Below are 10,639 nucleotides of genomic sequence, written 5' to 3' on the forward strand. Positions count from 1 at the left end.
CGCAATCTACAATCCCCGTCACCCATCCCCGCAACCCTCAAAAATCAGGGTCACAACAATTATTTGTTCGCGCCGGGGACGAGCGAGGTACCTAAAGACCGCGCTGCCAAACCCGCCCAACTCTTGTACTTGTCTTCGGCGATTTCCACTCAGCTACGTGCCGGCCTACTGCCTCGACCGTGATTGTATGCTGCCAATTATCGCCGAAGTCATAGGTGTAGTGGAACGGAGCGGACTACATGGCCACAGTACCGCATATCTCAAGTATTTTTTCGTTCCCCCACGACCGCCTACGAAACCTGAAATAATCTTGTTGCCGCCAGACCAAATGTGCCTTTCTTGATTGTCCCCGTCGCCATCCGAGCCTTTCCCGGATGGCCGGAAACGGGGATGACATGCCTGCACACTCTCATAATCGGGACGCCATCTCACGCGGGATGCGGATGCTGCGGACGGCCTTGGGGCCAGCTATTGCGCGCCATCTCGAAGACCCCACCATTGTTGAGATCATGCTCAACCCGGACGGCCGGCTGTGGGTAGACCGGCTAAAGGAAGGTCTCGCCGACACCGGCGATATGCTGCTGCCCGCCGATGGCGAACGCATCGTGCGGTTGGTCGCTCATCATGTCGGTGCTGAAATCCATTCTGGCAATCCACGCGTCTCTGCCGAATTCCCCGAAACCGGCGAACGGTTTGAGGGCCTGCTGCCCCCCGTCGTCGCAGCCCCAGCCTTCGCGATCCGCAAGCCGGCGGCGGCTGTTTTCACGCTTTCCGACTATGTCGCCGCCGGCATCATGGTGCAGGCGCAAGCCGATGTGCTGCAGGTCGCCGTCGAGAGGCGAAAGAATATCCTGGTCGCCGGCGGCACATCTACCGGCAAGACGACGCTGACGAACGCGCTGCTCGCTGAAGTCGCCAAGAGTTCCGACCGCGTGGTGCTGATCGAGGATACGCGTGAGTTGCAATGCGCGGCACCCAATCTTGTCGTCATGCGGACCAAGGATGGCGTTGCTTCGCTTTCAGACCTGGTCAAGTCGTCGCTGCGCCTGCGCCCAGATCGCATTCCAATCGGCGAGGTGCGCGGGGCGGAAGCCCTCGATCTCCTGAAGGCCTGGGCCACCGGACATCCCGGCGGCATCGGCACCATCCATGCCAATACGGCTATCGGCGCCCTGCGAAGGCTGGAGCAACTTGTGCAGGAAGCCGTCGTGACGGTTCCGCGCGCGCTCATCGCCGACACGATCGAGATCATTGCGGTTCTCTCCGGCCGCGGCTCTGCCCGTCGACTTGCGGAGATTGCATTGGTCGATGGGCTGGATCCGGCCACCGGCGATTACCGAACCCTGAATGCTCAACTCCCCTCCCATACGCCACCGCTCTCGAAAGGAGACCAGTCGTGACTGTGCGTATACCGCCTGTCTTGCCCGTTTCGCGGGCACCCTCCGTCCTACGTGGCGCCCGTGTCCGTCTGGTCAGTTCGACGGCGCTCACGACCATCATGCTGATGGCGGCGGCCGCGCCGGCACGCGCCTCTGGCTCCTCCATGCCATGGGAGGAGCCGCTGGAACAGATCCTGGAAAGCGTCGAAGGTCCGGTCGCCAAGATCATCGCCGTCATCATCATTATCTCGACCGGTTTGGCGCTGGCATTCGGCGATACGGCGGGCGGCTTCCGTCGTTTAATCCAGATCGTCTTCGGCCTGTCTATCGCCTTCGCCGCATCGAGCTTCTTCCTGTCCTTCTTCTCCTTCGGCGGTGGAGCGCTGATCGCATGAGGATCTCGCTCGAACAGGAAGAGGTTCGTGGCTTTCTCGCGCCGGTCCACCGGGCGCTGACAGAACACATCCTGCTCGGCGGCGCACCGCGCGCCGTCGCAATCGCCAACGGCACACTGGCCGGCGCGATCGGCCTAGGTCTGCGCCTTTGGCTTGCCGGCCTGGTGATCTGGATGATCGGCCACTTTGCTGCGGTGTGGGCCGCGCGGCGCGACGCGCAATTCGTCGATGTCGGCCGGCGGCACCTTCGCTACCCGACCTATCTCCGCGTGTGAGGCCCAGCCATGTTGAACCTCGCTGAATATAGTAAGAAGAACGCCAGTCTTGCCGACTTCCTGCCGTGGGCGGCGCTCATCGCGCAAGGCATTGTGCTCAACAAGGACGGCAGCTTCCAGCGGACCGCGCGGTTTCGTGGTCCCGACCTCGACAGCGCGACGCCGTCCGAATTGGTCGGCACCACGGCGCGGCTCAATAGCGCGCTACGCCGTCTGGGTTCCGGCTGGGCGATCTTTGTCGAGGCGCAGCGAAATCCCGCCACCGACTATCCGAAAAGTCTGTTTGCGGATTCCGCATCGGCCCTGTTGGATATGGAGCGCCGGGAACAGTTTGAAGAATCCGGCTTGCTCTATGAGAGCAGATATTTCCTCACCTTCGTCTGGCTGCCACCGGCGGAGGAAGCATCGCGCATGGAGGGCTGGCTCTACGAGGGCCGCGAGCGATCCGGTGTCGATCCGTGGGAACTGCTCAAAGGGTTCGTGGATCGTACTGACAGGGTGCTGCACCTGGTCGAAGGTTTCGTGCCGGAAGCGGCATGGCTCGATGACGCCGATACGCTCACCTATCTGCACTCGACCATTTCCGCGAAGCGCCATCGCGTCCGAGTTCCGGAAACGCCGATGTATCTCGACGCGTTGCTCGCCGACCAGCCGCTTGCCGGAGGACTGGAGCCGAGGTTGGGCGATGCACATCTGCGCACGCTGACCGTGATCGGCTTCCCGACCGTCACCTTCCCCGGCATCCTCGATGACCTCAACCGGCTCGCCTTCATGTATCGCTGGTCGACGCGGGCGATCATGCTCGACAAGACCGATGCAACCAAACTCGTTACCCGCATTCGCCGGCAATGGTTCGCCAAGCGCAAGTCCATCGCCGCCATCCTCAAGGAAGTGCTGACCAACGAGCAATCCGTGCTGCTGGATTCGGATGCGGCCAACAAGGCGGCCGATGCTGATGCGGCACTTCAGGACCTCGGTTCCGATCAGATCGGCGAAGCCTATGTGACCGCGACCGTCACGGTCTGGGACGCCGACCCGCGCATTGCCGACGAAAAGCTCCGTCTCGCCGAAAAGGTCATCCAGTCCCATGACTTCACCTGCATCGTGGAAACGGTGAACGCCATCGAAGCCTGGCTCGGCAGCATTCCCGGCCATGTCTATGCCAATGTCCGGCAGCCGCCGATCTCGACATTGAACCTGGCGCACATAATGCCGCTCTCGGCGGTCTGGGCCGGGCCGGAGAAGGACGAGCATCTCGACGCGCCGCCGCTCTTTTATGCCAGGACGGAAGGGGCGACGCCGTTTCGTTTCGCGCTGCATGTCGGTGATGTGGGGCATACGATGGTCGTCGGCCCGACCGGCGCCGGCAAGAGTGTGCTGCTTGCCCTGATGGCTCTGCAGTTCCGGCGCTATCAAAGAAGTCAGGTGTTCGCCTTTGACTTTGGCGGCTCGATCCGCACTGCCACGCTGGCCATGGGCGGCGACTGGCAGGATCTCGGCGGCTCGCTCACCGACGACACTTCGCTGCTCAATACCGTATCGCTGCAGCCGCTCGCGGGCATCCACGACATGCCGGAACGCGCCTGGACCGCCGATTGGCTGGTCGACATTCTCATTCGCGAAGGCATCACAATCACGCCAGAGGTCAAGGAACATCTGTGGACGTCGCTGACCTCGCTGGCCTCGGCGCCGGTCGTGGAACGCACCATCACCGGCCTGACGGTGCTGCTGCAATCCTCGGCCCTGAAGCAGGCCTTGCGCCCGTACTGCATCGGCGGTCCCTATGGTCGGCTGCTCGACGCGGAAATGGAATGGCTGGGAGAAGCGTCGGTTCAGATTTTCGAGACCGAAGGGCTGATCGGAACCGGAGCCGCACCCGCCGTGCTCTCCTATCTCTTCCACCGCATCGAATCCCGCTTCGACGGTTGCCCGTCGCTTCTCATCATCGACGAGGGCTGGCGGGCGCTGGACGACGGTGGTTTCGCGGCAAAGATCAAGGAGTGGCTGAAGACGCTGCGCAAGAAGAATGTCTCGGTTGTCTTCTCCTCGCAGTCGCTTGCCGACATTGAAGCCTCACCGATCGCGCCGGTTATCGTCGAGAGCTGCCCGACGCGCATCTTCCTGGCCAATGAACGCGCCATCGAACCGCAGATCGCCGCGGTCTACCGCCAGTTCGGCCTTAACGACCGGCAGATCGAGATCGTCGCCCGTGCCGCGCCGAAACGGGACTACTACTGCCAGTCGCGGCGCGGCAATCGTCTGTTCGAGCTTGGCCTTGGCCAAATCGCCCTGGCCCTTTGCGCCGCCTCCGACAAGGCGGCCCATGCCCTGATCGACGAACTGCTGCGTCACGGTGCCCGGCCTCATTTCCTCGAAGCCTGGCTCGAGGCCAACGGTCTCCGGTGGGCCGCCGACCTCGTTCCCGACCTCACCAACGTCATCGACCAGTCGGCCGCCAACGACGGCGGACCGGTATCCGCTTTCCCATCACCCGAAGAGGAGATTTCGTCATGAAGAGCACTGCCATCCGTGCCACACGCGCCAGCTTGCTCGGCTGCACGGTCAGGGCGTCCATCCTCTTGCTTCCGGCGGTTCTACCGCTTGCCACGGTTCCGCTCATTCCCCGGCCGGCCTTTGCGCTGATCGTCTTCGACCCTAGGAACTATGGCGAAAACCTGCTGTCGGCAGCTCGTGCCTTGGAGCAGATCAACAATCAGGTGACATCGCTCGCCAACGAGGCGCAGATGCTGATCAACCAGGCGAAGAACCTGACCAGCCTGCCGACTTCCATGCTATCCGAGATCGAGGGGAATTTTTCCGAGATGAAAAGCCTGCTCGGAGAGGCCCAACAGCTCGGCTACAATGTCCAGAATATCGAGCAGCAGTTCAACGCCGCCTATCGCGACTTTGCTTCCGGCGATCGATCTTCAGCACAGCTCATCTCGTCCGCACGCCTGCGCTGGCAACAATCGGTCTCCGCCTTCGAGCACGCGCTGAAAGCAGGGGCAGTGGCCGTCGGCAATGTTGAGGGAACACGACAGCAGACCGGCGAACTGCTCGATGCCAGCCAGTCGGCGGTCGGCATGCTGCAGGCGACCCAGGCCGGCAACCAGTTGCTCGCCGTGCAGGCCAGGCAGATTTCGGACCTGACGGCAATGCTGGCCGCGCAGGGCCGAGCCGATGCGCTCGAACAGGCAAGGCGGGCCGCGGCCGAGGAGCAGGCCCGTGAACAGTTCAGCCGCTTCATGGCCGGCTCCGCCTACAATCCGTCCAGTGTCCGCATGTTCCACGATTGAGGGCAGACCCATGGACCTGAAGATCGCCGCCCGGATGATCGCCGTTGTCGCCATCGGTGCGGGGCTGACCGCCGCAATTTCAGCCCTGCATAATAACGATGGTCCGGAGGATGCCCCCTCTCTCCGCCTCCGCGATCCGGGCGGCGACCCTACCATCACAAGACTAGCCCGCTGCCGGGACATGGGAGTTGCCGCTCTGGATGATCCTACATGTCGCAAGGTATGGGACGAAACTCGCCGCCGCTTTTTCGGCGCCGGCAACCCCGAGCCATCGGTCCTTCCGAAGCCTGGTGTCGATAAGGCGCCGCTGCCATGAACGATACCGGCATCATCGACCGCTTCCTCGAGACCTTTACTTCGTATATCGATTCCGGCTTCGGCCTGCTCGGTGGCGAGATCGCCTTCCTTACGTCGGCCCTGATCACCATCGACATCGTGCTCGCCGGCGTGTTCTGGGCCTGGGGCGCCGACGAGGACGTGCTGCAGCGGCTCGTGAAGAAGACGCTCTATATCGGCTTCTTCGCTTTCGTCATCGGCAACTTCAACAACCTGGCCCGCATCATCTTCGAAAGCTTCAGCGGGCTTGGCCTCAAGGCCGGGGGATCGTCGCTCTCCGGCGCCGAGCTTCTACAGCCCGGCCGCGTGGCGCAGGTCGGTATCGATGCCGGCAATCCGATCCTTGAGGCCGCCGGCGATCTGATGGGCTACATCAGCTTCTTCGAGAATTTCGTACAGATCTTCGTGCTGATGGTCGCCTGGGTAATCGTGCTGATCGCCTTCTTCGTCCTCGCCATCCAGATCTTCGTCACCCTCATCGAGTTTAAGCTGACAACGCTTGCGGGCTTCGTGCTGATCCCCTTCGCGCTCTTCAACAAGACTGCCTTCCTGGCCGAAAAGGTGCTCGGCAATATCGTTGCCTCCGGCATCAAGATTCTGGTGCTGGCGGTCATCGTCGGCATCGGCTCCGGCCTGTTCAGTGAGTTCACTGCCGGCTTTTCCGAGCAGCCGACGATCACCGAGGCCTTATCCCTGGTACTCGGTGCGCTCGCCCTGATGGGACTGTCGATCTTCGGTCCCGGCATCGCCACTGGGCTCGTCTCGGGCGCACCGCAACTGGGGGCAGGTGCCGCAGTTGGAACGGGTCTTGCCGCCGCCGGCCTCGGAGCAGCCGGTTACATGGGAGCACGCGCCGGTCTCGGTGCAGCCGCCGGCGCCATCGGCGGTACGGCGCGGGGAGGGGCAGCACTCGCCGGTGGTGCCCGGACTGCCTACGGCCTTGCCGACGCTTCCGTGGGCAATACCGGAACGGGCGGTGGTGCTGCCGGCTTTGCCGGTGTGGCCCAGGCGGGTGCCGGCCTCGTCATGAACAAGGGCAGGGAGGTAGCCTCTCGTGCCACGGAAGCCATGCGCGCCAGCTATCGCGCCGGGCGGTCGGGCGCATGGAAGGCGACAGGCGGCGGGAACGAACTCAATCCCGGCGGCGCTGCAGCCGCCAATGATCCATCCTCTCCGGGACAAGCATCTGCCGGTCTCGGTGGTGGGGTCGCACCGTCCTCGCCGCCCGAATGGGCGCAGCGGATGAAGCGTGACAGCACCGTCCATCACGGGGTTAGCACTGCCGCCCACACGGTACGCTCCGGCGACCATGGCGGCGGCTCCATGTCCGTCTCCCTTAATCAGGATGATCGCCGATGAACATCTTCAAACGACCTTCAGTGCGTTACGCTCGCACCCCGGAGCCTGAAACCCCATACCAAAGGGCCGCACAGGCTTGGGATGAGCGGATCGGATCGGCCAGGGTGCAGGCGAAGAACTGGCGGCTGATGGCCTTCGGTTCGCTCCTGCTTGCCGGTGGCTTTGCTTCAGCGCTGGTTTGGCAATCGACACGCGGCACGGTCGTTCCCTGGGTGGTGCAGATCGACAAACTCGGAGAAGCGCAGGCTATTGCTCCCGCCGTCGCGGATTACAGACCCACTGATCCGCAGATCGCCTGGCACCTCGCCCGCTTTATCGAGCAAGTCCGGAGCATTCCGGCGGATGCCGTTATCGTCCGTCAGAATTGGCTGCGTGCTTACGAGTTCACCACCGACCGCGGCGCCGTCGCACTCAACGACTATGCCCGCGCTAACGACCCGTTCACCGAGGTCGGCAAGACGCAAATTTCCGTCGAGATCTCCAGCGTCATTCGGGCCTCGCCCGACAGCTTTCGCGTTGCCTGGATCGAACGGCATTTCGAGAACGGCCAGCTTTCGGCCACCGAGCGATGGACGGCCATCCTGACCGTCGTGATCCAACAGCCGAACACGGCCGACAGGCTGCGTGCCAATCCGCTCGGCGTCTACGTCAACGCAATCAACTGGTCGAAGGAGATGGGATCGTGAACAGGGCACACAGCAAAAGAACGATGATTCTGGCGGCTACGCTGATGTCGGCGACCGTGGTCGCCGGCTGCGCGAAAAAATACATCCCGCCGGAAATCGACTATGACGATGCCGCACCAGCCGTGCTGAAAGCTGATCCCGTCGCGCCGGTGAAAGTTGTGGAGATACCGAAGACGCTGCCTTTGCCCGGCCAGTTGAAGCCGGTCGACGGCGGCAAGGCGAAACCCGAACCGGCCGATCCGAAAGCGCGCATCAGCGCCGCCAACGAGGCCGCCCGCATGCAGCCGGTCCGTGACGGCTTCATTAATGCTGTGCAGGTCTATCCGTTCGCCATCGGCGTGCTCTATCAGGTCTATGCCGCGCCCGGCCAGGTGACGGACATCGCGTTGCAGCCGGGCGAACAGCTTGTCGGCTCCGGTCCCGTCGCCGCCGGCGACACGGTGCGCTGGATCATCGGCGATACCGAAAGCGGAACAGGGGAGGGCAGGCAGGTCCATATCCTGGTCAAGCCGACCCGGCCGGATCTTCAGACCAACCTTGTCGTCAATACCGACCGGCGGACCTATCATATGGAGCTCCGCTCGACGGAGAAGACCTACATGGCCTCCGTCTCCTGGCAATACCCGGCCGACCAGTTGATTGCGCTGCGGCGGCAGAATGCGCGGGCGGCAGAGCTTCAACCTGTCGCGAGCGGCGTCGACATCTCGAAGCTGAATTTCCGCTATCGTATTGAGGGCGATGGAGCGCCCTGGCGGCCGCTACGGGCCTTCGATGACGGCTCAAAGGTTTACATCGAATTCCCCTCCGGCATCGGTCAGGGCGAGATGCCGCCGCTCTTCGTGATCGGCCCCTCCGGCAATTCTGAACTGGTGAATTATCGCGCCCGTCAGAACTATTATGTCGTCGATCGGCTTTTCGCCGCCGCGGAATTGCGCCTTGGCGATAAGGATTCACAGCGCCGCGTCCGTATCGTCCGCACCGACGGGCGGCCTGCGGCCGTGAAGCGTGCTGGGCTGTTCTCGCGAGGAAGCGACCGATGACGGATGCTCATGATCTCAAGGCACAATTCCGATTGCGTTCTGACCCGCCGCGTGTCACTCGGCTTTCCCGAAAAGTCCTGATCGGCCTCGGCGGCGTGGCGAGCCTCGCCGTGGCCGGCGCATTGTTCTGGGCGCTCGACACGGGTCGCCGCGGCAACCGGTCCCCATCGGAACTCTACAATACCGAAAACCGGATGCCGGCCGACGGGCTAGCCGGCCTGCCGAAGGACTATACGAATATCCCGAAGCTGGGGCCTGCGCTGCCGGGCGATCTCGGCCGGCCGATCCTGCGGGCGCAGGAAGAGGGCAAGCCGGTCGTGCCGCCGGCGATCCAGACGCCGCGTGTCGATCCTGAAGAACAAAGGCGTCTGGCCGAAATCGAAGCCGCCCGCCTTGCGAAACTGTTTACCGACAGTCGCGGTGTGCGGACCAACAACAGCCAGGCCGGCTCAACGAGGACCGGCAATACCGACACCACCGGCCAGAACTTGCCGGCTGAGACACCGCCGCTCGATCCGGGTTCCGCGCAAAACATGCAGGATCGCAAGCTTGCCTTCGTCAACGCTGAAGCCGATAGGCGTACTGTCAGTCCCGACCGAGTTCAGGGGAAAGCCTCGCCATATGTGGTGCAAGCCGGCACCGTCGTCCCGGCGGCCCTCATCACCGGCATTAAATCGGACCTGCCCGGCCAGATCACCGCGCAGGTGACGGAGCACGTTTACGACACGCCGACCGGGACGCATCTGCTCATTCCACAGGGCTCGCGTCTGATCGGGCAGTATGACAGCCAGGTCGCTTTCGGCCAGTCGCGGATTCTGCTGATCTGGAACCGGCTCATCATGCCGGACGGGACGTCCACCGTCCTCGAACGCTTACAAGGCACGGATCCGCAAGGATTTGCCGGCTTGGAGGATGAAGTTGATCGCCATTGGGGACAGCTCTTCCGGGTGGCCGCTCTTTCGACACTGCTCGGCATCGGCACCGAGCTTTCCACGGACGACGAAAGCGAGATCGCCAATGCAATCCGTGAAAGCGCGCAGGACGGCGCTTCCAATATCGGTCAGCAGATTGTGCGCAGACAGCTCAACATCCAGCCTACGCTCAGGATCCGGCCAGGCTTCCCGGTTCGAGTCGCCGTCAACCGTGATCTCATTATGCAGCCTTACGGGGCCGTGAAGGAGCCGTCATGACCAAGTTAAAACTCTTCGCCATTCCCGATGACCGGCCGATTAAAGTTACCGTCGAACTGCCCGCAGCAGTGTTTCGGGATTTGCAGGCTTATGCGGCGATCCTTGCCACGACCGCCGGTGAGGCCGAACCGCCGCAGCCGGCAAAGCTGATTGCGCCGATGCTCCAGAGGTTCATGGCGGCCGACAAAGGGTTCAGAACGGCAAGAAATCGACTGCAAGAACCTGGTGGATAGGCGCATTCTGCATTCCAGCGGTTCAGCTTGATCAGGGCAATTGTGGAAGAGTAAGTTGAGGCTGAGATTGGTGCGGTCCACGCTCCGAGGCTCTTGATCGCATCAGCCGCGACCAGGCCGATGTCGCCACCCTCTACAAGCATTTGAAGTTCGCAGGCGTCACCATCGTCACCCTGGCCGAGGGAGAAATCTCCGAACTGCATGTCGGCCTGAAGGGAACGATGAATGCGCTGTTCATGAAGGACCTTGCCATGAAGACGCATCGCGGCCTGCGGGGCAGGGTGGAGAAGGGCAAGGCCGGCGGCGGCCTCTGCTACGGCTATCGGGTACTGAAGAAGCTCGATGCCAATCTTATGCCAGCTGTCGAAGCAAGGTAAGCGATGTTCTCAGACCCCGGCCTTGATGATCGGCTTCTCGGCATAAGCCCAGGGCATAAGGTCATCGATCCGG

General features: G+C 62.7%; 11 protein-coding genes and 2 pseudogenes. 12 read left to right on the forward strand and 1 reads right to left on the reverse strand.

Annotated elements, in window-relative coordinates; all coding sequences use genetic code 11:
* Positions 1–91: 91 nt before the first annotated feature.
* Positions 92–214, reverse strand: a pseudogene (locus tag ACMGE0_RS32960) (hypothetical protein); the annotation flags it as partial.
* 229 nt (positions 215–443) lie between these two features.
* On the opposite strand from ACMGE0_RS32960, the gene trbB reads away from it, so the two are divergent.
* From trbB to ACMGE0_RS33020, 12 genes and pseudogenes are all read left to right on the forward strand, one after another.
* Positions 444–1,400, forward strand: coding sequence for a P-type conjugative transfer ATPase TrbB (gene trbB, locus ACMGE0_RS32965; protein ID WP_436820080.1), 957 nt, complete (start codon positions 444–446; stop codon positions 1,398–1,400).
* 98 nt (positions 1,401–1,498) lie between these two features.
* Positions 1,499–1,774 (forward strand): TrbC/VirB2 family type IV secretion system protein, encoded by a 276-nt coding sequence (locus ACMGE0_RS32970; RefSeq protein ID WP_436820089.1) that lies wholly within the window; start codon positions 1,499–1,501, stop codon positions 1,772–1,774.
* Positions 1,771–2,049, forward strand: coding sequence for a VirB3 family type IV secretion system protein (locus ACMGE0_RS32975; protein ID WP_436820081.1), 279 nt, complete (start codon positions 1,771–1,773; stop codon positions 2,047–2,049). Before ACMGE0_RS32970 ends, ACMGE0_RS32975 begins: the two co-directional genes overlap by 4 nt.
* A gap of 9 nt (positions 2,050–2,058) precedes the next feature.
* A complete protein-coding gene (trbE, locus tag ACMGE0_RS32980) occupies positions 2,059–4,563 on the forward strand; it encodes a conjugal transfer protein TrbE (RefSeq protein ID WP_436820082.1) in 2,505 nt (834 codons plus the stop codon).
* Entirely contained in the window at positions 4,560–5,345 is a 786-nt protein-coding gene (trbJ, locus tag ACMGE0_RS32985; RefSeq protein WP_436820083.1) for a P-type conjugative transfer protein TrbJ, read from the forward strand. Before trbE ends, trbJ begins: the two co-directional genes overlap by 4 nt.
* A 10-nt stretch (positions 5,346–5,355) precedes the next feature.
* Complete coding sequence (gene trbK-alt / locus ACMGE0_RS32990; protein ID WP_436820084.1) at positions 5,356–5,661, forward strand: putative entry exclusion protein TrbK-alt; 306 nt, start codon at positions 5,356–5,358, stop codon at positions 5,659–5,661.
* Positions 5,658–7,040, forward strand: coding sequence for a P-type conjugative transfer protein TrbL (gene trbL, locus ACMGE0_RS32995; protein ID WP_436820085.1), 1,383 nt, complete (start codon positions 5,658–5,660; stop codon positions 7,038–7,040). The genes trbK-alt and trbL overlap by 4 nt, the downstream gene beginning before the upstream one ends.
* Positions 7,037–7,726: a conjugal transfer protein TrbF gene (trbF, locus tag ACMGE0_RS33000; RefSeq protein WP_436820086.1), complete on the forward strand. Its 690-nt coding sequence runs from the start codon at positions 7,037–7,039 to the stop codon at positions 7,724–7,726. The genes trbL and trbF overlap by 4 nt, the downstream gene beginning before the upstream one ends.
* 23 nt (positions 7,727–7,749) lie before the next feature.
* A complete protein-coding gene (trbG, locus tag ACMGE0_RS33005) occupies positions 7,750–8,766 on the forward strand; it encodes a P-type conjugative transfer protein TrbG (RefSeq protein ID WP_436820090.1) in 1,017 nt (338 codons plus the stop codon).
* A complete protein-coding gene (locus ACMGE0_RS33010) occupies positions 8,763–9,956 on the forward strand; it encodes a TraB/TrbI/VirB10 family type IV secretion system protein (RefSeq protein ID WP_436820087.1) in 1,194 nt (397 codons plus the stop codon). The genes trbG and ACMGE0_RS33010 overlap by 4 nt, the downstream gene beginning before the upstream one ends.
* Positions 9,953–10,189 (forward strand): DUF2274 domain-containing protein, encoded by a 237-nt coding sequence (locus ACMGE0_RS33015; protein WP_436820088.1) that lies wholly within the window; start codon positions 9,953–9,955, stop codon positions 10,187–10,189. The genes ACMGE0_RS33010 and ACMGE0_RS33015 overlap by 4 nt, the downstream gene beginning before the upstream one ends.
* Before the next feature lie 101 nt (positions 10,190–10,290).
* A pseudogene (locus ACMGE0_RS33020) lies at positions 10,291–10,548 on the forward strand (recombinase family protein); the annotation flags it as partial.
* Between the last annotated feature and the right edge of the window lie 91 nt (positions 10,549–10,639).

Source organism: Neorhizobium descurainiae (genome assembly GCF_051400715.1).
GTDB lineage: Bacteria > Pseudomonadota > Alphaproteobacteria > Rhizobiales > Rhizobiaceae > Neorhizobium.

Excerpts from the sequence above, each read along its gene's own strand:
- trbJ (WP_436820083.1), top strand. The coding sequence starts at position 4,560 with ATGAAGAGCACTGCCATCCGTGCCACACGCGCCAGCTTGCTCGGCTGC.
- trbF (WP_436820086.1), top strand. The coding sequence starts at position 7,037 with ATGAACATCTTCAAACGACCTTCAGTGCGTTACGCTCGCACCCCGGAG.
- ACMGE0_RS32975 (WP_436820081.1), top strand. The coding sequence starts at position 1,771 with ATGAGGATCTCGCTCGAACAGGAAGAGGTTCGTGGCTTTCTCGCGCCG.
- trbK-alt (WP_436820084.1), top strand. The coding sequence starts at position 5,356 with ATGGACCTGAAGATCGCCGCCCGGATGATCGCCGTTGTCGCCATCGGT.
- ACMGE0_RS32970 (WP_436820089.1), top strand. The coding sequence starts at position 1,499 with ATGCTGATGGCGGCGGCCGCGCCGGCACGCGCCTCTGGCTCCTCCATG.
- ACMGE0_RS33010 (WP_436820087.1), top strand. The coding sequence starts at position 8,763 with ATGACGGATGCTCATGATCTCAAGGCACAATTCCGATTGCGTTCTGAC.
- ACMGE0_RS33015 (WP_436820088.1), top strand. The coding sequence starts at position 9,953 with ATGACCAAGTTAAAACTCTTCGCCATTCCCGATGACCGGCCGATTAAA.
- trbL (WP_436820085.1), top strand. The coding sequence starts at position 5,658 with ATGAACGATACCGGCATCATCGACCGCTTCCTCGAGACCTTTACTTCG.
- trbE (WP_436820082.1), top strand. The coding sequence starts at position 2,059 with ATGTTGAACCTCGCTGAATATAGTAAGAAGAACGCCAGTCTTGCCGAC.
- trbB (WP_436820080.1), top strand. The coding sequence starts at position 444 with ATGCTGCGGACGGCCTTGGGGCCAGCTATTGCGCGCCATCTCGAAGAC.
- trbG (WP_436820090.1), top strand. The coding sequence starts at position 7,750 with ATGATTCTGGCGGCTACGCTGATGTCGGCGACCGTGGTCGCCGGCTGC.